Origin of the sequence: Curtobacterium sp. ME26 (assembly GCF_903970945.1) — a bacterium.
In the GTDB taxonomy this organism is placed as follows: domain Bacteria; phylum Actinomycetota; class Actinomycetes; order Actinomycetales; family Microbacteriaceae; genus Curtobacterium; species Curtobacterium citri.
In genome coordinates, this window is record NZ_CAJCKG010000032.1 from 1 (window position 1) to 22,617 (window position 22,617).

Below are 22,617 nucleotides of genomic sequence, written 5' to 3' on the forward strand. Positions count from 1 at the left end.
ACGTTGAAGGACGCCCGCCACGACCACGACGACGTCGAGGTCGCGGTGTTCCCGCCCTTCACCGACCTCCGCAGCGTGCAGACGCTCATCTCGGCGGACAAGCTGTCGATCCGCTTCGGCGCGCATGTCCTCGAAGACGAAGGTCTCCGAGACGGGGAGCGTCAGCGAGCCGTCGAGCACGCGCGTGATGAGCTCGCCGAAGAGCTGGCCCTTGAGCTCGGCGGGCATGGTCTTGCTGACGACCGCGCCCCAGAAGCCCTTGACGGTGAGCTGGCCGAAGATGACCTTGCCCGACGGGATCTCGAGCGTCGGCGACGCCATGGCGCCGAAGACGACGAGCGTGCCGTTCTCGCCCATGACCGAGGCGATGTCGCCGGCGGCCTTCCCGCCGACGGACTCGACGCCGGCGACGATCGGGGCGCCGCCGGTGAGCTCGCGGACCTGGTCCTGCCAGCCCTCCGAGTCGGTGGCGACGATGCGGTCGATGCCCTGCTCGCGGAGCTCCTCGACGCCCTCGGCGCGACGGACCAGGCCGATGACGTTGATGCCACGGGCCTTCCCGAGCTGTGCGACCATGCGGCCGACGGCACCGTTCGCGGCGTTCTGGATGATCCAGTCGCCCTCGTGCAGGTCGAGCGAGTGCAGCAGGCTGATGGCGCTGAACGGCATCGACACGAGCTGTGACGCGGCCTCGTCGGGCATCGCGTCCGGCACCGGGACGAGCCCGGCGGCGTCGGCGACGTAGTACTCGGCCCAGACGCCGAACGTGCCGCCGGCGACGCGCTGGCCGACCTGCAGGCGGTCGACGCCCTCGCCGAGCGCCTCGACGACCCCGAGTGCCTCGGTGCCGCTGGCGGCGGGCAGGTCCGGCTTGAAGCCGTAGGTGCCGCGGATGGTCCACAGGTCGTGGTTGTGGATGGGGGAGAGGACCGTGCGGACGAGCACCTGCCCGGGGCCAGGCTGCGGGACCGGGCGCTCGGCCACGGTCAGGACGTCGGCGGGCTCACCGAAGGTCTCGTGGACGACGGCGCGCATAATGGTGGGGGTGGTGTCGGTCACGGGTCAGTCCTCCGAGACGACGATGGTGACGTCGATGTTGCCGCGCGTGGCGTTCGAGTACGGGCAGACCTGGTGCGCGGCGTCCGCGAGGGCCTGCGCCTGGTCGTGCTCCATGCCGGGGATGACGACCTCGAGCATGACGGCGAGCTGGAAGCCGCCCTGGCCGTTCGGGCCGATCTGCACGCGGCCGCCGACGGACGAGTCGGTGACCTTGACCTTCTGCGCACGGGCGACGCCCTGCAGCGCGGAGTGGAAGCACGCGGCGTAGCCGGCGGCGAAGAGCTGCTCGGGGTTCGCGCCGCTGCCGGAGCCGCCCATGTCCTTCGGGATCGCCATGTCGAGGTCGACGCGGCCGTCGCTGGTGGCGACGTGGCCGTTGCGGCCCTCGCCCGTGGAGAGCGCTTCTGCGGTGTAGAGGACGTCCATGTGGGGTCCTTCCTTCCTTCGTGGGGGTCAGTGGGCCGGTGCTGCGGCGGCGCCGAGGCTCGGCTCCGGCGCGGAGGTGGCGGCGCCGAGGCTCGGCTCGGCGGACGCTTTCGCGGCTCGGGGGCCGCGAAACTGTCCGCTAGGGCGAGCCTCGGCGCGCGGGCGCGGCCGGTGGCGCGGGCGCGGGTTCCGCCGCGTGCATCGTGGCGGTCAGCCGTTGCAGGGTCGCGATGAGCTCGAGCGCCGACCGTTCGTCGTGCAGGCCCATGCCGGCCGCGATCGCCGCGGGGACGTGTGCCAGCTCGGGACGGATCGACCGGCCGCGTGCGCCGAGGGTCACGGTGACGATGCGCTCGTCGGTGCTCCGACGCTCGCGGCGGACGAGGTCTGCCTGCTCCATCCGGCGGAGGAGTGGGGAGAGCGTGCCCGAGTCGAGCTGCAGGTGGTCGCCGAGGCCCGAGACGGTCTGGTCGCCCTCGATCCACAGCGTGACGAGGACGAGGTACTGCGGGTACGTGAGTCCCCAGGGCTCGAGCAGCGCGCGGTACGCCTGCGTGGTCGCCCGGGACGCCGCGTAGAGCGAGAAGCACACCATCTCGTCGGTCACCGGCATGTCCTCAGTGTTGCACGCAACCAGGTTGTGCACAACTCAACCGGCAGATCGGCGATGTGCGCGGCGCACGCCGGGTCGGTGGCTCCGGATAGGCTGACGCGAGCCACGATGACCAACCACGACACCGACAGCACCGCGATCCCCGGAGCCGGAACCCCCCTCCGCACCGGGACCGCGTCGTCCCACGGCAAGACGATCCTGATCGGCGAGCACGCCGTGGTGTACGGCGTACCCGCGCTCGTGCTCCCCGTGCTCGACGTCCGGGTCACGGCGACCGCGACGCCCGTGGAGCCCGACGCCGGCAGCCGGCTCGAGTCGACCGTGCACACCGGGCCGCTCGACACCGCGCCCGCGGCCGTCCTGCCGACGGTGACGGCCGTCACCGCCACCCTGCGCCACCTCGGGGTCCCTGACCAGCACCTGCACGTCCGGGTCGACAGCGCCGTCCCCACCGCGCGGGGGATGGGTTCGAGCGCCGCGGTCGCCGCTGCCGTCACCGCCGCCGTGGCCGACGTCTTCGGGCGCACGCTCGACCCCGAGGAGCACCACGAGCTCGTGCAGGAGTGCGAGCGCGTCGCGCACGGTCGGCCGTCCGGCCTCGACGCCCGCGGGGTCGTGGCGGACGTCCCCGTCTGGTTCGAGGACGGCCTCGTCGAGCCCGTGCCGCTCGGCGCCGCCTTCACGTTCGTCGTCGCCGACACCGGTGTCCCGGGCCACACGCGCGAGGCCGTGACCGCCGTCCGCGAACGACACGACCGCGACCCGCAGGCCGTCGACGCGGTCGTCGCGGCGATCGGCGACCTCGCCCGACGCGCACGGGGGACGCTCGTGGATGGCGATGCCCAGGCCCTCGGTGCCACGATGGACGCCGCGCACGAACTGCTCTCCGAACTCGACTTGTCGAGCACGGACCTCGACCGGCTCGTCGACGCCGCACGCCGTGCGGACGCCCTCGGCGCGAAGCTCACCGGCGGTGGGCGCGGCGGATGCGTCCTCGCGCTCGTCGCGGACGGGGAGCACGCCGACCGCGTGGCCGCCGCACTCCGCGACGCCGGCGCGACGGAGACCTGGACCACCACGATCGGAGCCCGCGCTTGATGACCGCCACCGCCGTCGCGCACCCCAACATCGCGCTCGTGAAGTACTGGGGCAAGGCCGACGCGCAGCTCGCCCTGCCCGCGACCGGCAGCGTGTCGATGGGCCTCGACGTCTTCCCGACGACGACGACCGTGACGCTCGACGGCTCGGCCACCGCGGACTCCCTCGTGCTCAACGGCACCGCGGCACCGGAGGGTGCCCTGGTCCGGGCGCAGCAGTTCCTCGAGCTCGTGCGCGACCTCGCCGGTTCGACGACGCACGCCCAGGTCGAGACGGTGAACACCGTGCCCACGGGCGCGGGACTCGCGTCGAGCGCCTCCGGCTTCGCGGCCCTCGCGACGGCCGCCGCCGCCGCGTACGGACTCGACCTGTCCGAACGCGACCTCTCCCGCCTGGCCCGTCGCGGTTCCGGCTCGGCCACGCGGTCGATCCCGGGCGGGGTGTCGGTCTGGCACGCCGGGGACGACCAGGGCTCGTACGCCGAGCGCATCCCCGCACCGCCGATGGCCATGGTCGTCGTGACGATCTCCGCCGGCGAGAAGGCGATCGGATCGCGCGAGGCGATGCGACGCACGATCGCGACCTCGCCGTTCTACCCGGCGTGGGTGACGTCGACGACCGAGACCGTCGGGGAGATGCTCGACGCCTGCGCCGCGGGGGACTTCACCCGCATCGGTGAGCTCACGGAGAGCAACGCTCTCCGCATGCACGCCACCATCGAGGGCGCCTTCCCGCCCATCCGCTACCTGAACGCCCGCAGCGTCGCCGTCTTCGACGCGGTCGCCGAGCTGCGGGCGTCGGGCACCGAGGCGTACGCCACGGCCGACGCCGGCCCGAACGTGGTCGTGCTCACGAAGCCCGAGGACCGCGGGGTGGTCGCCGCCGCGCTGGAGGGGCTCGGCGAGGTCATCGAGTCGGGCACCGGACCAGGCGCGCGCGTGGTCCGCTCCGAAGGGACGGAGGCACCCGGAGCGGGTGCCGTCCGACCGGAGGAGACCGCCGAGTGATCGAGTTCCGCGCCCACGGCAAGCTGTTCGTCGCGGGCGAGTACGCCGTCGTCGAGCCCGGGCAGCCGTCCGTGCTCATCGCCCTCGACCGGGCCATCACCGCCCGCGTCGCCGAGGGACACGGCGCGGGCAGCGTGCACTCCGAGGAGTACGGGCACCTCCCGCTCACCTGGACCCGCGACGAGGACGGACTGGCGCTCGACCGCGAGCACCACCCCTACGACTACGTGATGGCGACGATCGACCTGGTCGAGAAGCTCCGCGCCGAACGGGGGATCGCCCCGCGCTTCCACGACCTGCGGATCGAGAGCCAGCTCGACGACGCCAGCGGCCGGAAGTTCGGGCTCGGGTCGTCGGCCGCCGTGACCGTCGCCACCGTCGGTGCGCTCGACCGCTTCTACGGCATCGGCCTCTCGCAGCGCGACCGCTTCCGGGTCGCCCTGCTCGCCACCATCCGGGTCAACCCGCGGGCGTCCGGCGGCGACCTCGCCGCGAGCACGTTCGGCGGCTGGCTCCGCTACAGCGCGCCGGACCGCGAGCGGCTCGCGGGCGTGCTCGACCACCACTCGGTGACCGACGTCCTGGCCGACGCCGACGCGTGGTCGGGCTTCGACGTGCAGCGCCTGCCCGCGCCGGCGGACCTCGAGCTCCTCGTCGGCTGGACCGGCTCCCCGGCGTCGACGACGAAGCTCGTCAGCGTGGTCCGGAAGCACCGCAACGGCGGGTACCAGGCGTTCCTCGACGACAGCCGCGCCTGCGTCGACGACCTGACCACGGGCCTCCAGACCGGCGACGCGGCGACGACGCTCGACGCCCTGCGCCGTGCCCGCACGCTCCTGCAGCGGCTCGGCACCTCGGTCGGCTCGCAGATCGAGACCGAGCGGCTCGCCACCCTGTGCGACGTGGTCGAGTCGGCCGGCGGGGCGGCGAAGCCGTCCGGCGCCGGCGGTGGCGACTGCGGCATCGCGCTCGTCCCGGCGGACACCGACCTCGCCGGCATTCACCGCGCCTGGGAGGCGCACGACATCAGACACCTCAGCGTCGCGGTGCAAGCACCCGAAGGGAGCGTCGAATGACCGACCTGCTGACCCCGATCCCCACGAGGTGGGTGGGGCCGATCCGCGTGAGCGGCAACGCCGTGGAGGGCGAGCACGAGGTGCCCCTCGCCACGTACGAGTCGCCGCTGTGGCCGTCCGTCGGTCGCGGTGCCCGTGTGTCGAGGATGGTCGAGGGCGGCATCGTCGCGACCGTCGTCGACGAGCGCATGACCCGCTCCGTCGTGGTGAAGGCCGACAGCGCCGCCGCGGCGCACATCGCCGCCGGCCGCATCCTGGCGCGGCAGGACGAGCTCGAGCAGCTCGTCGCCGGGCAGAGCCGCTTCGCGAAGCTCATCGAGGTGCACCCCGAGATCGTCGGCGACCTGCTCTTCCTGCGCTTCGCGTTCACCACGGGTGACGCGTCCGGGCACAACATGGTGACGCAGGCGGCGGACAAGCTGCTGCCGGCGATCCTGGCGTGGGAGCCGGGGCTGCGGTACGTCAGCGTCTCGGGCAACTTCTGCACGGACAAGAAGGCCACCGCGGTGAACGGCATCCGCGGGCGCGGTCGGAACACGATCGCCGAGATCGTCATCCCGGGTGAGATCGTCGAGAAGCGTCTGCGATCCACGCCGGCGAAGATCGCCGAGCTCAACGTCGCGAAGAACCTGGTCGGCTCGACCATCGCCGGGGCCCTGCGCTCCGCCAACGCGCACTACGCGAACATGCTGCTCGGCTTCTACCTGGCCACCGGGCAGGACGCCGCGAACATCGTCGAGGGCTCGCAGGGCATCACCTACGCCGAGGCCCGCGGTGACGACCTGTACTTCTCCACCGCGCTGCCGCACCTCATCGTCGGCACGGTCGGCAACGGCAAGGGCGGCGACCTGCCCGTCGTCGAGGACGCCCTCGTGCGCCTCGGCTGCCGCGAGGACCGTGAGCCCGGTGCCAACGCCCGACGCCTCGCCGCCCTGTGCGCGGCGACGGTGCTCTGCGGCGAGCTGTCCCTGCTCGCCGCACAGACCAACCCCGGGGAACTCATGGCGGCGCACGTCGCCATGGAGCGCCGCGGAGCCAAGCCCGCAGGAGGTGCGGCATGAGCGGCATCGGCATCCACGACATCGCGATCGCGACCGGCCACCACGTGCTCGAGCTCGACGACCTGGCCGAGCGCCTCGGCGTCGACCCGGCCAAGTACCACGTCGGCATCGGGCAGGACGCCTTCAGCGTGCCCGCCCCCGACGAGGACATCGTCACGATGGGCGCCGCCGCCGCGAAGGAGGTCATCGACCGCCACGGCGTCGAGGGCATCCGCACGGTGCTCTTCGCGACCGAGTCCGGCGTCGACCAGTCGAAGGCCGCCGGCGTCTACGTGCACGGGTTGCTCGGCCTGCCGCACAACGTCCGCGTGGTCGAGCTGAAGCAGGCCTGCTACGGCGGGACCGCCGCCGTGCAGCTCGCCCTCGGCATCATCGCCCGCGCCCCGCACGAGCGCGTGCTCGTCATCGCCGCGGACGTCGCGCGCTACGACGTCGACACCGCCGCCGAGCCCACGCAGGGCGCCGGCGCCGCCGCGATCCTGGTGTCCGCCGACCCGGACCTCGTCGAGATCGAACCGGCCGCGGGCGTCTTCACCGCCGACGTCGACGACTTCTGGCGGCCGAACGACCGCTCGACCGCACTCGTCGACGGCCGGCTGTCGGTGAGCGCCTACGTCGACGCCTTCGTCGGGGCCTGGGACGACCTGGCCGCGCAGGGCGGCCCGGCGTACGAGGACATCGTGCGGTTCGTGCACCACCAGCCGTTCACGAAGATGGCGCTCAAGGCGCACCGGAAGCTCACGCAGCACGTCGGGGCGCCCTTCGACGAGTCCGAGCTCGCGGTGGGCTTCACCTACAACAAGCAGACGGGCAACACCTACACCGCGTCGCTCTGGATCGGCCTCGCGGCGCTCCTCGACCTCGACGACGACCTGGCGGGAGAGCGGATCGCGCTGTTCAGCTACGGATCGGGCAGCGTCGGGGAGCTCATCACCGGGATCGTCCGCCCCGATCACCGCGACCACCGTCGCCAGGGCCGCGTGCGCGCCCTGCTCGACACCCGCGAGCGGCTGACCGTCGAGGCCTACCGCGAGCTGCACGCCGCCGGTGCGGCGACGAGCGTGGACGTCGAGCGTCCCCGGGTCACCACCGCGCCGTACCGGTTCGCCGGGGTGCGTGGCGGAGCGCGGCAGTACGAGGCGACCGGTCGGGACTGAGCGACCGGCGGCTGCCCGACGCGGTCGCGGACGGACGGGAGGCGCGTGGCGGGGTCGCCACGCGCCTCCCGTCCGTCGGTCGGTCGGGTCGCGACAACCGGCCAGGTGTAGAAGGATCCTCATGGGTCAGCTCATCTACGACGGCGAGGTGCTCGACCTCCGGGTCGACGACCGCGCACTCACACACCTGCAGATCGTCATCGTGAACATGCTCCGGCGGGACCACCGCTTCGTGTTCTCGTGGAAGGACGACGTGCTGCACGGCGACGGCCGGAGCTCGATCTGGCTCCACCCGAACGTCAGCCTCCGCTTCACGTTCGGCGGCAGTCGCGTGCCCGCCATCAACCGCAGCTGGCTCGAGGACCTGTACGCCGCCGCGACGTCGGGAGCGGGGCTCGTGCTGACGCCGGAGCCGCCGGACACGAGCACGGCCGACGACTCGGCGTGGTCGCAGGCCGTGGTGCCGGGTGGTGTGCCGTCCTCCAGCGCCGGCGACACCGAGTAGCACGCCGGGGGGCCCGGGTCAACGGGTACCCGGGGCCGGGGTCGTCTCCGTAGCCTGCCGGTACCGCGGGTCCGTGCGTCCCCGAGACGGCGACAGGGCGCCGCGACGCAGGGACCGTGGGGGAGGGAACCGCATGTCCGCGACGGAGAGCACGCACGACGACCGTGTCGGGACGGTCGTCGCCGCGGGGGGTCGGCACGAGGTCTGGATCAGGGGCCTCCTCGTCGAGCCGGACGGGTGCACGCTGTACTCGGACTTCTTCGTCGACGACGATGCGGACGCGCCGGCCGTCACCGGGTGACGGTGCGCCCTCCCGCGCCCCGGTCGTCGTTCCCCCTCCGGCGGCCGGGGCGCCCGTTCCTTCCCATCACGCGTGTGGTGCCTGGTGAGATCGGGCGTACCTGACCGTTCGGGTCGATCAGGTACGCCCGTTCTGACCAGGTACGCCCGTCCTGACCGGGCAGGCCGGGGCCCGTCGGCGCCTCAGTACACGTCGCGGACGTAGCGCCCGCCGCGCCGCAGGTCGGCCAGGTACGCCTGTGCGTCGTCGTCACCACGCCCGCGCTGGCTCGCGACCACGTCGAGCAGGGCCTGCTCGACGTCCTTCGCCATCCGGGAGGCGTCGCCGCACACGTACACGGACGCCCCGTCCTCGAGCCACCGGTACAGCTCCGCGGCCTGCTCCCGCATCCGCGTCTGGACGTAGACCTTCTCGGCCTGGTCCCGCGAGAACGCCAGGTCGAGCCGGTCGAGCACGCCCGACTCGCGGAACGCCGTCAGCTCGTCCTCGTACACGAAGTCGGTCGCCCGGTGCTGGTCGCCGAAGAACAGCCAGTTGCGACCGGTCGCACCCGAGGCTGCCCGCTCGTGCAGGAACCCGCGGAACGGTGCGACGCCGGTGCCCGGGCCGATCATGACCATCGGCGCCGAGTCGTCCGCGGGGACCCCGAAGGCCGCGTTCGGCTGCAGGTACACGCCGACCTCGCCGTCGGCGCGCACGCGGTCGGCCAGGTACGTCGAGGCGACCCCGCCGTGCGCGCGTCGGGCGTCGCCGTACCGGACGCTCGCGATCGTCAGGTGGACCCGGTCCGGGTGCGCGAGCGGACTCGACGAGATCGAGTACTGCCGCGCCTGCAGGCCGCGGAGGTTCGGCAGCAGCTCGTCGAGCGACGGGGCGGCGTCGCCGGCGTCCCGGAGCAGGTCGAGGACGTCGCGGCCCCAGAGCCACCGGTCGAGCTCCTGCTTGTCGCCGTGGGCGACGACGGCCGCGAGCTCCGACGCGGGTGCCCGCTGCACGAGGTCGGCGACGAGGTCCTTCGACGGCGTCCGGATCTCCCGGTCCACGCGCAGGACGTCGGTCAGCGGCCGCCCGTCGAACAGCGCGGAGCCGTCGGCTCCGAGGTGCTCGAGCAGCCGGTCGACGAGCGCCGGGTCGTTGTGCGGCACGACCGCGAGGGCGTCACCGGCGGCGTACGTGATCCCGGAGTCGCCGAGGTCGAACTCGAGGTGCCGGATCTCCTTCGCGCTGCCCGGTGACGAGAGCAGGCGGTTCTCGACGAGCCGCGCCGGGTAGGGGTTGCGCTTGTTCCACTGTGCGCCCGGCCGGGAGGCACGGCTCACGCCCGCCCCGCCGGTCACGGTCGTGCCGGTGGTCGCGCCCGACCCCACGGGCGCTCCGGTCGCGCCCGCCTCGGCGGCCAGGCGGTCGAGGACGGCGGCGCTCCACAGCGCGGCCGGGTCCTCGTAGTCGACGTCGCAGTCGACGCGGTCGTGGACCCGTGTCGCGCCGAGCTGCTCGAGGCGCAGGTCGAGCAGCTTGCCCGCCTGGCAGAACTCGTCGTAGCTCGTGTCGCCGAGCCCGAGGACCGCGTACCGCAGGCCCTCGAGCCGCGGCACGGTCGTGGCCTGCAGGGCCTCCCAGAAGAGGCCGGCGTTGTCGGGCATCTCGCCCTCGCCGTACGTCGAGGTCACGACGAGCACGTGCGACATGCCCGCGAGCGGCTCCGGGGAGACGGCGTCGAGCGGGGTGGCCCGACCGCCGAGCCCGCGTGCCCGGGCGCCGGCGACGAGGTCCTCGGCGAGGAGCTCCGCGTTGCCCGTCTGGGTACCGAACAGCACGTCGACGGTCGTCGTCGGGGCGGGCGACGCGGAGCGCTTCCCCGCGGCGGCGATGCCCGCGAGGAACCCGGCGAGCCAGGACTCCTGCGCGGCGGAGAACGGGGCGTCGACCGGGATGAGCGACCCGGTGGGCGGCAGGTTCGTCATGCCGTCACCGCCTCGGCCGTCGCGGGCACGGCGCGGCGTGCGATGTCCTCGAGGGCCGCCGTCGCCAGGAGCTCGTCGAACCGGGCGGCACGTCGGCGGCCGTCGTTCTTGGCGTTCTGGTGCATGATCCACCCCGTGGTGCCGGGTGCGTCCGAGCTGCGGTTGTTCCGCTGCGCGAACGCCCGCTTGGCGTCGTCGAGCCGCTTGACGGCGATGAGGGTCGCGAGCTCGTCGTCGGCGAAGGCGTCGAGCGTGCCGCGGAGGTACTTCACGACGCGCTGCCTCACCTGGAAGTCCTCGGTCAGCACGAGGTTCCGCACCGCCTCGCTGAGCCGGGGGTCGCCCGCCGCGGCGCCGGGCACGCGCTCGCGTGCGACGTCCTGGGCGACGCCGAGCACCGTGTACGACGACAGCAGCGAAAACGTGTCCTCGCCCTGGTCACCCAGCGCGGGGGCACGCCCGTCGAGCACCGTGCGGCGGTCGCGGTAGTCCGTCTTGAACGCGCGGAGCTTGTCCGTGGCGACGGAGGACGCGAGCTCGTCGAGGAGCTCGGAGCGGGTCGCCGCGGCGAGGATCGCGTCGGCGTCCTGGGTGAGCAGGAGCGCGCGCGGCATGCCGACGAACACGTGCTCGCGGGCCGTCTCCCACTCGGCGAGCAGGCGCGCGGCCAGTGCGGAGCCGGTGGCCTCCAGGTGCCACTCGAGCAGCAGCCGGGCGGCCGCCTCGTGGAACGCGCCGCGCTCGGTCTCGGTCACCGGGAACACCAGGAGCGAGTCGGTGCTCGCCCGGTCCACCACCTCGCCCGTCGGGTCGTACTGGTACAGGAACCCGCCGGACATCCCGTTGCCGAGGCCCTTGCCGAAGCCGCCGAGGTTGAGCACCGCGCCGCCCGTCATGTACTCGCAGCCGAAGTCACCGAGGCCCTCGACGACCGCGCTCGCGCCGGAGTTGCGCACCGCGAACCGGTCGCCTGCCTCGCCCTCGACGAACGTGCGACCACCGGTCGCGCCGAACAGCGCGAAGTTGCCGACGAGGACGTTCCCGCCCCGCTCGGCGCTGCCGCCGCCGGGGGCACGGACGACGATGCGGCCGCCGGACTGGCTCTTGCCGACCCCGTCGTTCGCGGTGCCGGTGTGCTCGAGGGTGACGCCGTCGTTCGTGAAGACGCCGTAGGACTGTCCGGCGGACCCGCTCGTGCGGATCGTGACCGCGCCGTCGACCAGGCGTCGTCGACCCCGGTCGTCGGTGGCGATCGCCGGGTGTGCGGACAGGTCGACGCCGCGCAGCTCGTGGTTGAGGATCCGCTCGACGTCGATGCCGAGCTGCCCGCCGACCGACTTGTCCGCGTTGCCGAGGTGCACGCCGTCGACGACGAGCGTGTGCTCGTGGCCGTCGACGAGGGCGGCGCGGACCCGTTCGATCAGGGCGTCGTCGGTCCGGTAGTCCTTCTCGAGGTACTCCGGCTCGGTCACGACCTTCTCCGGCACCTGCGCGAGCAGGTTCCGGACGTCGAGCCGACCGACGCTCGACGGGTGGTCGAGCAGCTGGAGCAGGTCGGTGCGACCGCGGGCCTCGCGGAGGGAGTGCAGGCCCAGGCGCGCGAGGATCTGGCGGACGTCGTGCGCGATGTTGAGCAGGTACTGCGCGAGGGCACGGGGGTCGCCCTCGAAGGCCTCGGCGTTCGTGGTGAGGCCCGCCGGGCACTTCACGTTGCAGTTCTTCGCCATGACGCAGCCGAGCATCATGAGCGCGGTGGTGCCGAACTCGAACGAGTCGCCGCCGAGCAGCGCGCTCGTGACGACGTCGGAGCCGGTCTGGTGCGCGCCCGAGCAGCGGAGCGTGACCTTCTGCCGGAGGCCGTTCGCGACGAGGGCCTGGTGCACCTCGGCCACCCCGATCTCGGCGGAGCGGCCCGCGTACTTCAGGCTCGTGACCGCGGCGGCGCCGGTGCCACCGGTGTTGCCCGCGACGTTGATGACGTCGGCACCGGCCTTCGCGACGCCGACCGCGATCGTGCCGATGCCCTCGGAGGACACGAGCTTCACGACGACCCGGACGCGGGCGGCCTTGCAGTCGTGGATGAGCTGCGCGAGGTCCTCGATCGAGTACGTGTCGTGGTGCGGCGGCGGGGAGATGAGCTCGACGCCCGGCGTGCCCCCGCGGGCAGCGGCGATGTCGACCGTGACCTTCGGCGCGGGCAGCTGGCCGCCCTCGCCGGGCTTGGCGCCCTGGCCGATCTTGATCTCGAGCTCCTCGAGCATCGGGTCGGCGAGGTAGCCCGCCCAGATGCCGAACCGGCCCGACGCGAACTGCTTGATGCGGGAGCCGCGGATCGTGCCGTAGCGGGAGTGGTGCTCGCCGCCCTCGCCGGAGTTCGACATGCCGCCGACCATGTTCGTGCCGTGCGCCACGGCCTCGTGCGCGGTGGCGACCAGGGCGCCGTGGCTCATCGCGCCGGACGCCAGGGTGCGGGTGATCTCGTGCGCGGGCTGGACCGCGTCGAGGTCGAGGCTCGCCGGGGCGCTGACGAGCAGGGTGAGCAGGGCGACGGCGGAGCCGGTGGCGCGGAGCGTCACCTGGTCGTCGTCGACGGCGTCGACGTCGACCTGGCCGGGGTGCAGCAGCGCGAGGCCGTCCGCGAGGGCCCGGTGACGCAGTGCACCGGTGGTCCCCGTCGACGTGAGCTCCAGGCGGAACCGCACCGGGCCTCCCGGCTGGTCGCCGTCGTCCGACGGACGCGAGCCGGACAGGCCGCGCACCGTGATGCTGGCGTTGCCGCTCGTCGAGAAGCGGCCGAGCTCCCGGGCGAAGTCCTCGGCCTCGTCGGTGCCCGTGACGTCGGCGGGCAGCGCGAGGACGTCGCGGAGTGCCGCGGGACGGCGCGAGCGCTCGTCGTGCGTGGTCTGCAGGAACGTGACGTAGCCCGGGGTGATGCGGTGCGCGTCGATCTCGGCGTCGCTCAGCCGGTCGTACCCGGTGTTCCGGTACGCGGTGTCGGTGATGCCGAAGGCGTCGTCGAGCTGCCCGAGGGTGAGCAGCCGCAGGGCCTCGGAGTCACCGGCGCGCTCGAAGGCCGGGCGCTCCTCGGTCATGCCGCCGAAGCCGCGGACGCTCGCGACGCCGAAGGAGTGGCCGGCGCCGTCGGAGCGCTCCTTGAACAGGCCGAGCAGCGGGACCTGCGCCTCGGTCTGCACGGAGCGGGCGCGCTCGTGCCACTCGGTCGCCGCCTGGGTGATGCGGGCGAAGCCGACACCGCCGACCGGGGCCTGCATGTGCGGGAAGACCCGGGCGAACAGGTCGTCGCCGGTGTCGAGGTAGTTCGGCTCGAAGAACTCGCCGCCGATGTAGCTCTCCGCGGTGCACAGGCCGACGCGGCCCATCGTCTTGGCGAGGGCCTTCTCGGCGGCCTTGCGGAACCGCGCGAGTGCGAGGTCCGTCGCGGTGCGCTCGCCGGCGGGCGCGGCGTCGGCGGGGTACTGCTGCTCCGCGCGGAGCCGTGCCGACAGGCTGTACACGGCCGACGCCCCGAAGCCGAGGGCGGTCGCCACGTGGTGCGACGACGGCAGCTGGCCGGACTCGGCGACGATCGACAGCCGCAGGCGCAGTCCGGCCTCGATGAGCCGCTGGTTGACGGCGGCCACGGCGAGGATCACCGGCAGGGGCGCGTGCGTCGAGGACACCGCGCGGTCGGTCAGCACCGCGATGCCGCCGGTGGTGCGGGCGAAGGCCTCGACGGCGTCGCACAGGGCCGTGACCGCCGAGCGGACGGCGTCGGCGTTCGCGTGCTCGTCGTCGGGGACGGGCACGTAGAGCATGGCGAAGCGCTCGAGCGGGACGACGGTCTGGTCGCGCAGGCGCACCATGTCGAGGTGCCCGAGCACGGGGGACTGCACGACGATCTGACGGGTCGGCGTGGTCGCCGCGTCCCCGCCGTGCGCCTCGAGCTTGGCGCCGAGGGCCACACGCATCGACATGCCGTCCGCCTCGCGGATCGAGTCGAGCGGCGGATTCGTCACCTGGGCGAAGCGCTGCGAGAAGTACTTCGCCATGCCGCCCTCGGTGTCGCTCAGGGCGTTGATCGCGGTGCCGTAGCCCATCGCCGAGATGCGCTCGGAGCCGTTCGCGAGCATCGGGTCGAGCATGAACCGGAAGCTCTCCTGGTTCAGCGAGTACGCCACGTACCGGCCGGCGAGGGACAGGTCGCCGTCGTAGCCGAGGGTGTCCGTGCCCCGGTCGTACGCCGGCGCGGGCAGGGCGTCGAGCTCCACGCGGGCGGCGTCGAGCAGCGCGCCGTACGGCCGGCGTGCGGCCAGGGCCTCGAGTGCCTCGCGGGTGCGCAGGACCGAGCCCGTGCGGTGGTCGACGACGAGCATGCCGCCGGCTTCGATGCGGCCGCGGTGCACGACCTCGTCCGGCGCGAAGGTCACCTGGCCGGACTCCGACGCCACCATGAGGTACTCGGCCGTCTGCGTCGTGCGCAGGGGCCGCAGCCCCAGTCGGTCCAGGCGGGCGCCGACGACGTCGCCGTCGCTGAAGATCACGGCCGCGGGCCCGTCGTTCTTCTCCTCGTAGAGCGAGTGGTACTCGAGCATGTCGCGCACGGCCGGCGTGAGCGTGCGGTCGTTCTCCCACGCGGGCGGCATGAGGGTGACGACGGCCTCGACGATGTCCAGCCCGTCGTCGAACACGCGGCTCTGCAGGGTCTGGTCGAGTCGGCTGGAGTCCGACTGCCCGGGCGGTCGGACGATGCTCCGCGTGCGGGCACGGGCCGAGGCCTCGTCGGACAGGCGGTTCTTGCGGTCCGTGTTGAGCTCGCCGTTGTGCGCCATCAGGCGGAACGGCTGCGCCATCGTCGGGTGCGGCTCGGTGTTCGTCGAGAACCGGGTGTGGAAGTAGAGCGTGCGGACGGAGTGCCGCGGGTCACGGAGGTCGGTGAAGTACCCGATCACCTCGCCGGAGTTGAGCCGGCCCTTGAGGACCTGCGTCCGGGCGCTGAGCGAGAGCGGGTACAGGGCGGCGTGCGGGGCGCGCTCCTCGGTGGCGCGGGTGTACGAGGCGGCCTCGACCGCCAGCAGGGCGCGGTTCGCCGCGGCGTCGACCTCCGTGCGGGTCCAGTGCTCGGGGGCCCGGAACACCCACTGCACGATCGGCAGCTGGTACTGCTCGGCCTCGGGACGCGCGACCGAGTGGTCCACCGGGACGTCGCGGACGAGCAGGAGCACGAGGCCCTCGTGCTCGATCGCCGCCGTCACGACCCGCTCGGCGTCGGCGCGCTCGTCGGCGTCCGACGGCACGAAGCAGTTCGCGACCCCGAAGTGTCCGGCCCGCAGGGTCTCGCCGGTGATCGCGCTGAAGAACTCCACCGACAGGTCGATGCTCACGCCCGCGCCGTCGCCGACGCCCTCGGCGGACTTGCCGCCGCGGTGGGGGATGGCGCAGAGCGCCTCGTCGCCGCGCACGATCACGTCGTGGGAGGCGGTGCCGTCGAGGCGCGTGATGAAGCCGACGCCGCAGTCGCTCGACTCGCGGGCAGGGTCGTGGAGACCGAAGGGGGAGGGGTTCACGGGCGGGTCCAGTGGTGCGGTGCAGGCTGCGGACGGCCAGGGCTGCATCGGTGGAGCGCTCGCCGCGGGCAGACCGGTGGTGGCAGTCGAGGCCCGGTGGGGGTGGTGCGGTGAGGCGATGTTACGGCTTGGTATACCGCGCGTGCAACAGACCGGCCGGACGGGAGGCGCGTGGCGGCCCGGTCACGCGCCTCCCGTCCGGCCGTGGGTGGCGCTCAGGCCGGCCGGCGTCGCTGTGCATCGACGGTTCCGTCTGCTCACGAACAACCACGAGCACGTTGCGCTGCGGAACCCCGTGGCGCGGGGTGCTTCCGGTTGCGCGGGCGCCGCGCCTGGCGCCGCGGGCGCCGCGCCTGGCGCCGGGCGCTCTTCCGAGGACCGCATCGCCGGGCTGGCGACACGGTGCTCCGCCGGTTCTGTCTGCTCCCGAACAAGCGAAGGCAGCTCGTGCCGCGGAATCGCCTGGTGCGGGGCGCTTTCAGTTGTGCAAGGCGGCGGCCCGAGCGGCTCAGGCCGCAGGCTCGTCGATCCGCCGGTCCTCCGATTCGTCGACGTGCCGGGGCCCCGACTCGGACGCCGCGGCGGTCGCGCTCGGACCGGCAGCGCCCGCGACCGGCGCGGGGGTGTCGCCCGGACGCACCAGCACGGGGCGCCGACGCGTGCGGAACACCCACGCCTTGAACAGGACGAACCGCACGCCCGTCGCCACGAGGTTCGCCGCGGTGAGCACCAGGACCTCGGCGCCGTGCGACGCCCCCGGCGTGGTCGCGTGGAGCAGGACGAGCGACCCGGAGGTGATCGCCCAGGCGATGCCGAAGACGACCAGACCCTGCACGTGGTGGCGTCCCGCGCCGGCACGACCCCGCACGCCGAACGTGAAGCGACGGTTGAGGGCGGTGTTCCCGATCGCCGTGACGAGCAGCGCGAGGAAGTCCGCGGTCTGCGCACCGACCGCCGGCCGGAACAGGGCGTAGAGCAGGGCGAACGCCACGGTCGACAGGACGCCGATCGCCCCGAAGCGCAGCACCTGCCCGAGGATCCCGACGTGCGGCGTCGTGAACGGGCGGCGGCCGATCGCGTCGTACACCGGGGCGATCGGGATCCGGCCGGTCGCCAGCCCGCGGGAGACGCGCCACATGCCCTTGAGGTCCTCGGTCGCGGTGGACGCGATGTGCACCGAGGAGTCGACGTCGTCCACCCAGTCGACCGGTACCTCGTGGATGCGGAGTCCGGCGTGCTCGGCGAGCACGAGGAGCTCGGTGTCGAAGAACCAGGCGTCGTCCTCGCACAGGGGGAGCAGGTGGTCGGCGGTCTCGCGCGTGACGGCCTTGAAGCCGCACTGCGCGTCGGAGAACGAGACGCCCATCGTGCTGCGGAGGAGCAGGTTGTACGAGCGGGAGATGAACTCGCGCTTGCCGCCACGGACCACCCGCGAGGACCCCGCGAGCCGGGTGCCGATCGCCACGTCGGAGTGCCCGGAGAGCAGGGGTGCGACGAGGGGCTCGAGTGCGGCGAGGTCCGTGGACAGGTCCTCGTCGACGTAGACGAGCACCCGGGCGGGGGAGTCGTTCCACACCGCCTTGAGCGCCCGGCCCCGACCCTTGCGCGCCAGGTGCACGGCGTGGACCTCGGGCAGCATGGCCGCGAGGTCGTCGGCGATCCGGGCGGTGTCGTCGGTGGAGGCGTTGTCGGCGATGGTGATCCGCCACGAGTGCTGCAACGACTCGCTGCAGAAGCGGTGCAGTCGCCGGACGTGGGCGGCGAGCGTGTCCTGTTCGTCGTGGCAGGGCACGACGATGTCGATGTCGAGGGTCTGGTCCGCGTGCGTCATGCCGATCAGGTTCGGCAGCGCCCCGATGCGCCCCGCAGCAGCAGCCTGTGGTGGCCCTAAGAAGCGCGTCGTCCTTCTGCGGTTCGACGCCGAGGCCGATGCCGACGCCGACGCCGACGAGCGGTCAGTCGCCGAGCAGGACCTGGACGACGGCGATGACGGCGAGGGCGGCGATCGGGACCCCCGCGATCCACAGACCGGCACGGAGCTGCGTCCGCCGGATGGTCGGGACCGCGTGCGACGCCTGCGCGAACCGCGTCGCCGCCACGAGTTCGGGTGCGGCCGCCGGCGGTTCGGGCTCGGGCTGGGGGCGGTCGTCCTCGAACGCGGGGACCTCGACCACCAGGTCCTCGGGCCGCGCCCGTTCCGGCAGGTGTCCGTACCGCTGGGCTCCGGCCCCCGGTGCCCCGTCTCGCTGCGTCATCGCGTCCCCCGTCCGTCGGTGACCGCAGCGTACCCGTCAGCCCGTCCGGGGGCCGCCGGCAGGTCCACCGTGAACGCCGTGCGCCCGGGCTCCGACGCCACCCGGACCGTCCCGCCGTGGGCCGCGGCGACCGCGCGGACGATCGCCAGCCCGAGACCGCTCGTCCCGTGCTCCCGCGAGCGCGAGGCGGTCCCCCGGGTGAACCGGTCGAAGAGCGTGGGCAGGACGTCCGCCTCGATCGGCGGTCCGTCGTTCGCCACGACGAGGCGCACGAGCGCTCCGTCGTCGCCCGGCACCTCCTGCAGCGAGACGACGACCGTCGTCCCCGCCGGGGTGTGCGTCCGGGCGTTGGCGAGCAGGTTCGTCACGACCCGGCGCACCTGCACCGTGTCACCGGACACCTCGAGCGGGTGGTCGTCCGCGATCTGCAGGACCCAGCGGTGGTCGGGAGCGGTCGTCCGGGCGTCGACGGTCGCCTCGACGACGAGCGCCGTCAGGTCGACGTCCTCGCGGACCGGTGCCGGACCCGAGGCGAGCGCGGTGGCGTCGAGCCGGGCGAGCAGGAGGAGCTCCTCGACGAGGTCGCCCATCCGGACCGCCGCGGTGCCGATGCGCTCCGCGTTCCGGTGCAGGTCGTCGACGTCGTCCGACGACCGGGAGAGGTCGGCGTAGGCGCGGACCGTGGCGATCGGCGTCCGGAGCTCGTGCGACGCGTCGGCGACGAAGGTGCGCATGCCCCGTTCGGCGTCACGACGGACGGTGAGGGCACGGGTGACGTGTCCGAGCAGCCGGTTCAGGGCGGTGCCGACCTGGCCGACCTCGCGGTTCGCCCGCAGGTCCGCGGGTGCGACGCGGACCGGGATGTCGGGGTCCCCGCGTTCGAGGTCGAGCGCGGTGACGTCGGACGCCACGGCCGCGACCCGTTCGAGCGGCCGGAGCGACCGACGGACCGTGAGCGCGAGCACCCACGTCGCGAGCACGAGCCCGAGCAGGGTGACGCCGCCGACGAGCACGACGAGCCGGACGATCGAGGCCTGCAGGTCACCGAGCGGCAGCGCCGTCACGAACACGTCCCCGCCGCGGGTGACGGCCTGCGCACGGTAGGTCCCGAGCGCGCCGAGCGTGATCGTCGCGGGGTCCGCGTCGGGGGTCACGTCGGCGAGCACGGCACGCTGCGCCGCGGTCAGCCGGTGCTGTTCGCCGGCGCTGTCGGTGTACCCGGCGAGGACGGCGTCCCCGTCGCGCAGGATCGCCACGACGGTGTCGGCTGCCTGCCCGGGCGCCCCGATGAAGCGGTTCTCCGGGTCCTGGGATCCGGAGGAGCCGGGCGGTGGCCCCGAGGGCATCCCTCCCGGATCGTCGCCGCCAGGCGTCCGCCCGGCGGCGGTCGCGAGCTCTGCGTCGAGGCGGCCGACCAGGTACCCGCGGTACGCGACCACGGTCACGGCGCCGACGACGACGTTCGTCGCGACGAGCAGCAGCGCGACCGCGGCGACGACCCGCCACCGCAGCGACGGGACGCGGATCGACGGGGAGGCGCGGCTCGCCCTCTCGGGACGGCTCACGACACCGGCCGCAGCACGTACCCGGCCCCGCGGACGGTCTGCAGCATCGGCTCGCGTCCGACGTCGAGCTTCTTCCGCAGGTAGGACACGTACATGTCGACGAGGTTCGAGGCGGCGCCGAAGTCCATGCCCCAGACGTTGGCCAGCAGCTGGTCGCGGGAGAGCACCCGGTTCTGGTTGCGGGCGAGGTGCCGCAGGAGTTCGTACTCGGTCGGGGTCAGGTCGAGCGGTTCGCCGCCGCGGGTGGCCGTGCGGGCGTCCTCGTCGACGGTCAGGTCGCCGACGACGAGTCCGACCGAGCCACCGTGCAGCGCCACCCGCGCGGTGGTCCGGGCGAGGATCCGGGCCCGGACGAGCAGCTCCTCGATGCCGAACGGCTTGGTCAGGTAGTCGTCCCCGCCGCCCGTGAGCCCGGCGAGCCGGTCCTCGGGAGCGTCCCGCGCGGTGAGGAACAGGACCCGGACGTCGTCGCGTGCGTCGCGGAGCCGGTCGAGCACCTCGAAGCCGTCGATGTCCGGCAGCATCACGTCGAGCACGACCACGTCGGGCTGGAACTCCCGCGCCGCGAACAGCACGTCCCGCCCGCGGTGCACGGCCCGCACGGCCCACCCGTCGCCCGCGAACGCGAGGGCGACGGCCTCGGCGAGCGCGTGCTCGTCGTCGACGACGAGGACACGGGCGGGCGTGCCGTCGGCGCGCAGGAGCGGTCGGTCCGACATGCCCCGGAGCCTAGCTGCCGCCGTGTCCTCGTCGCCGGTCACTCCGACGCGCCCAGGTCGTAGACGGTCTGGCCGCCGACGGTCGTCGACTCGTAGTTCGCGGCGACCCACTCCTGGATGGCACTCGCGGTGGAGGACCCTCCGCGCATGCCGCCGCCGGAACCGGAGGAGACGTAGTAGCCGACGTCGCCGGCCGCGACCCAGGCCTGGAACTCGGCGAGCGTCGGCGCGGGGTCGCTCGACCAGCCGCCGATGGCCATCACGGCGGTGTCGGTGTCGAGCTCGAGCTGTGCGGCGGACTGCGAGCCGTTCACCGCGGCCGACCACTTCGCGTCCGAGGCTGCGAGCAGCTTCGTCAGCGCGGACGAGGTGGTCGCGCCGCCCGTGCCGCCGGTCGGGAGGCTCGTCCCCGACCCGTCCGCGGAGGTCGCGCCGTCGGGCACCGCGGGCACCTCGCCGGTCGCGCCCTCCGGTGCGGTGCCGGTCGGCGGCTGGCCGCCGCTGCCCTGACCCTGTTCGGTGCCGTCCTGCTCGGTGCCGTCCTGCTGCGTGCCCTGCGTGCCCTGCGGGCCGCCGCCCGGGAACCCGCCGTCTCCGGAGCCGCCGGCCGACCCGCCGGGGCCGGTCGTGCCTCCCGGCTGGCCGCCGCCACCAGGGAACCCGCCCGTCCCGCCGGAGCCGCTGCCCGCCGGACCGACGCTCGGGATCGACCCGGAGTGCGCGACGGTCGTCGTGGCGAGGGCGTAGGCCGTCGTGCCGGTCAGCCCGAACAGCGTGCCGGCGAGGACACCGATGGTGACGAGCTTCCGGAGAGTGGGGACACTGCCGACGACGATCGCCGCGGCGGACAGCAGACCACCGACGAGCACCACCCAGCGCAGCCACGGCAGCCACGACGCGTTCTCGTTCAGCAGGCACCAGCTCCAGAAGGCCGTCGCGCCGATCATGGCCGCGAGGCCGAGGCGCCCCGTCATGCGCTCGCGGGCGTGCCAGAGGAGGGCGCCACCGGTGCCGACCAGGCCGGCGATCGCCGGGGCGAGCGCCACGGTGTAGTACGGGTGGATCGTGCCGGACATGTACGAGAAGACCAGTCCGGTGACGAGCAGCCAGCCGCCCCAGAGCACCAGGCCGGCGCGGGCGGGGTCGGCGAGGTGCCGCCGGCCGACGACCACCAGGCCGAGCACGAGCGCGACGAGTGCCGCGGGCAGGAGCCACGAGATCTCGAGGCCCATCTCGGACGAGAACAGCCGGTCCAGCCCGGTGGAGCCGCCGAAGGACGAGCCCGCGGTGCCGCCGCCCGTGCCGCCGCCACCGCCGCCGTTGCCCGAGCCGCCGAAGATCCGGCCGAGGCCGTTGTAGCCGAACACCAGGTCGAGGACCGTGTTGTCGGTCGAACCACCGATGTACGGGCGTGACTCCGCGGGCCAGAGCGCCACGGCGAGGACCCACCACCCGGCTGCCACGACGAGCGACACTGCGGCGATGCCGAGGCCGATCGCGCGCCTGCCCCAGGTCGTGCGGGCGGCGAAGAGGTACACGAGGCCGAAGGCCGGCAGGACGAGCAGGCCCTGGAGCATCTTCGTCAGGAACGCGAAGCCGAGGGCGACACCGGCGAGGGCGATCCACCGCCAGCTGCCCTTCGGCAGTGCCCGGACCGTGCAGTACGCGCCCGCGGTCATGAGCAGGACGAGCAGCGCGTCCGGGTTGTCGAACCGGAACATGAGCGCCGCCGCCGGGGTCGCCGCGACGATGAAGCCGGCGAGCAGCGCACCGACGTTCGCGGTCGTGGCTCCGAGGCGGGCGAGCGTCCGTCGGACGGTGCCCCACACGAGCGCGACCGAGGCGACGGCCATCAGCGCCTGGGGGAGCAGCAGGCTGGACGACGAGAACCCGAACAGCCGAGCCGACAGCACCATCACCCAGAGCGACGCCGGGGGCTTGTCGACGGTGATGAAGTTCGACGAGTCGAGCGAGCCGAAGAAGAACGCCTCCCACGACTTCGTGCCGGCCTGCACGGCGGCGGCGTAGAAGGTGTTGGCGTACCCGGAGACGCTGAGGTCCCAGAGGTACACGACGGCGGTGACGACGAGGAGCAGCCAGAACGCCGGGCGGAGCCAACGGGCGTCGGTCCGCTCACCGAGGAAGAGCCGGGGAAGGGCTCGGCGACGCGTTGGCGCTCCCGTGTGCGCTCGGTCGCGACGGTCGGTCACGGGGATCGGGTACGTGGTCATGACGCTGAGCATCGCC

17 protein-coding genes are annotated in these 22,617 nt (G+C 73.5%); 7 read left to right on the forward strand and 10 right to left on the reverse strand.

Annotated elements, in window-relative coordinates:
- The 3 genes from H7A69_RS12385 to H7A69_RS12395 form a co-directional block, all read right to left on the reverse strand.
- A partial coding sequence (locus H7A69_RS12385; RefSeq protein WP_182047310.1) for a zinc-binding dehydrogenase occupies positions 1–1,035 on the reverse strand: 1,035 nt, incomplete at its 3' end.
- A 27-nt stretch (positions 1,036–1,062) separates the two neighbouring features.
- Entirely contained in the window at positions 1,063–1,485 is a 423-nt protein-coding gene (locus tag H7A69_RS12390) for an organic hydroperoxide resistance protein (RefSeq protein ID WP_182047290.1), read from the reverse strand.
- A 139-nt stretch (positions 1,486–1,624) separates the two neighbouring features.
- A complete protein-coding gene (locus tag H7A69_RS12395) occupies positions 1,625–2,098 on the reverse strand; it encodes a MarR family winged helix-turn-helix transcriptional regulator (protein ID WP_182047291.1) in 474 nt (157 codons plus the stop codon).
- A 108-nt stretch (positions 2,099–2,206) separates the two neighbouring features.
- Between H7A69_RS12395 and mvk the strand changes: the two genes are divergently transcribed.
- From mvk to H7A69_RS12430, 7 genes are all read left to right on the forward strand, one after another.
- Entirely contained in the window at positions 2,207–3,196 is a 990-nt protein-coding gene (gene mvk / locus H7A69_RS12400; RefSeq protein ID WP_182047292.1) for a mevalonate kinase, read from the forward strand.
- The gene (mvaD, locus tag H7A69_RS12405) at positions 3,196–4,203 is read left to right on the forward strand and encodes a diphosphomevalonate decarboxylase (RefSeq protein ID WP_310648886.1); all 1,008 of its coding nucleotides are present in this window, start codon (positions 3,196–3,198) and stop codon (positions 4,201–4,203) included. The genes mvk and mvaD overlap by 1 nt, the downstream gene beginning before the upstream one ends.
- Complete coding sequence (locus tag H7A69_RS12410; protein ID WP_182047294.1) at positions 4,200–5,279, forward strand: phosphomevalonate kinase; 1,080 nt, start codon at positions 4,200–4,202, stop codon at positions 5,277–5,279. The genes mvaD and H7A69_RS12410 overlap by 4 nt, the downstream gene beginning before the upstream one ends.
- A complete protein-coding gene (locus tag H7A69_RS12415; RefSeq protein ID WP_182047295.1) occupies positions 5,276–6,340 on the forward strand; it encodes a hydroxymethylglutaryl-CoA reductase in 1,065 nt (354 codons plus the stop codon). Before H7A69_RS12410 ends, H7A69_RS12415 begins: the two co-directional genes overlap by 4 nt.
- Entirely contained in the window at positions 6,337–7,497 is a 1,161-nt protein-coding gene (locus tag H7A69_RS12420; protein ID WP_182047296.1) for a hydroxymethylglutaryl-CoA synthase, read from the forward strand. Before H7A69_RS12415 ends, H7A69_RS12420 begins: the two co-directional genes overlap by 4 nt.
- 121 nt (positions 7,498–7,618) lie before the next feature.
- Positions 7,619–8,002, forward strand: coding sequence for an ATP-dependent DNA ligase (locus H7A69_RS12425; protein WP_069713588.1), 384 nt, complete (start codon positions 7,619–7,621; stop codon positions 8,000–8,002).
- Between the two features lie 133 nt (positions 8,003–8,135).
- Positions 8,136–8,303, forward strand: a complete 168-nt coding sequence (locus tag H7A69_RS12430) for a hypothetical protein (RefSeq protein ID WP_182047297.1) — start codon at positions 8,136–8,138, stop codon at positions 8,301–8,303.
- Positions 8,304–8,485: 182 nt separating this feature from the next.
- On the opposite strand, the gene H7A69_RS12435 is transcribed toward H7A69_RS12430, so the two are convergent.
- The 7 genes from H7A69_RS12435 to H7A69_RS12465 form a co-directional block, all read right to left on the reverse strand.
- Entirely contained in the window at positions 8,486–10,267 is a 1,782-nt protein-coding gene (locus H7A69_RS12435) for a sulfite reductase subunit alpha (RefSeq protein ID WP_182047298.1), read from the reverse strand.
- Positions 10,264–15,831 (reverse strand): glutamate synthase-related protein, encoded by a 5,568-nt coding sequence (locus H7A69_RS12440; RefSeq protein ID WP_220456250.1) that lies wholly within the window; start codon positions 15,829–15,831, stop codon positions 10,264–10,266. The genes H7A69_RS12435 and H7A69_RS12440 overlap by 4 nt, the downstream gene beginning before the upstream one ends.
- A 508-nt stretch (positions 15,832–16,339) precedes the next feature.
- Complete coding sequence (locus H7A69_RS12445; protein ID WP_182047300.1) at positions 16,340–17,662, reverse strand: glycosyltransferase; 1,323 nt, start codon at positions 17,660–17,662, stop codon at positions 16,340–16,342.
- 124 nt (positions 17,663–17,786) lie between these two features.
- Entirely contained in the window at positions 17,787–18,086 is a 300-nt protein-coding gene (locus tag H7A69_RS12450) for a hypothetical protein (protein WP_182047301.1), read from the reverse strand.
- Positions 18,083–19,651 (reverse strand): sensor histidine kinase, encoded by a 1,569-nt coding sequence (locus H7A69_RS12455; protein WP_182047302.1) that lies wholly within the window; start codon positions 19,649–19,651, stop codon positions 18,083–18,085. Before H7A69_RS12455 ends, H7A69_RS12450 begins: the two co-directional genes overlap by 4 nt.
- On the reverse strand, positions 19,648–20,370 hold the full coding sequence (locus H7A69_RS12460; RefSeq protein WP_182047303.1) for a response regulator transcription factor: 723 nt from the start codon (positions 20,368–20,370) through the stop codon (positions 19,648–19,650). The genes H7A69_RS12455 and H7A69_RS12460 overlap by 4 nt, the downstream gene beginning before the upstream one ends.
- Positions 20,371–20,408: 38 nt before the next feature.
- The gene (locus H7A69_RS12465; RefSeq protein ID WP_259346213.1) at positions 20,409–22,601 is read right to left on the reverse strand and encodes an ArnT family glycosyltransferase; all 2,193 of its coding nucleotides are present in this window, start codon (positions 22,599–22,601) and stop codon (positions 20,409–20,411) included.
- Positions 22,602–22,617: the final 16 nt, after the last annotated feature.

Coding starts and splice junctions, on each gene's coding strand:
- H7A69_RS12390 (WP_182047290.1), bottom strand. CDS start 1,485: ATGGACGTCCTCTACACCGCAGAAGCGCTCTCCACGGGCGAGGGCCGC.
- H7A69_RS12395 (WP_182047291.1), bottom strand. CDS start 2,098: ATGCCGGTGACCGACGAGATGGTGTGCTTCTCGCTCTACGCGGCGTCC.
- mvk (WP_182047292.1), top strand. CDS start 2,207: ATGACCAACCACGACACCGACAGCACCGCGATCCCCGGAGCCGGAACC.
- mvaD (WP_310648886.1), top strand. CDS start 3,196: ATGACCGCCACCGCCGTCGCGCACCCCAACATCGCGCTCGTGAAGTAC.
- H7A69_RS12415 (WP_182047295.1), top strand. CDS start 5,276: ATGACCGACCTGCTGACCCCGATCCCCACGAGGTGGGTGGGGCCGATC.
- H7A69_RS12420 (WP_182047296.1), top strand. CDS start 6,337: ATGAGCGGCATCGGCATCCACGACATCGCGATCGCGACCGGCCACCAC.
- H7A69_RS12425 (WP_069713588.1), top strand. CDS start 7,619: ATGGGTCAGCTCATCTACGACGGCGAGGTGCTCGACCTCCGGGTCGAC.
- H7A69_RS12430 (WP_182047297.1), top strand. CDS start 8,136: ATGTCCGCGACGGAGAGCACGCACGACGACCGTGTCGGGACGGTCGTC.
- H7A69_RS12435 (WP_182047298.1), bottom strand. CDS start 10,267: ATGACGAACCTGCCGCCCACCGGGTCGCTCATCCCGGTCGACGCCCCG.
- H7A69_RS12445 (WP_182047300.1), bottom strand. CDS start 17,662: ATGACGCACGCGGACCAGACCCTCGACATCGACATCGTCGTGCCCTGC.
- H7A69_RS12450 (WP_182047301.1), bottom strand. CDS start 18,086: ATGACGCAGCGAGACGGGGCACCGGGGGCCGGAGCCCAGCGGTACGGA.
- H7A69_RS12460 (WP_182047303.1), bottom strand. CDS start 20,370: ATGTCGGACCGACCGCTCCTGCGCGCCGACGGCACGCCCGCCCGTGTC.
- H7A69_RS12465 (WP_259346213.1), bottom strand. CDS start 22,601: ATGACCACGTACCCGATCCCCGTGACCGACCGTCGCGACCGAGCGCAC.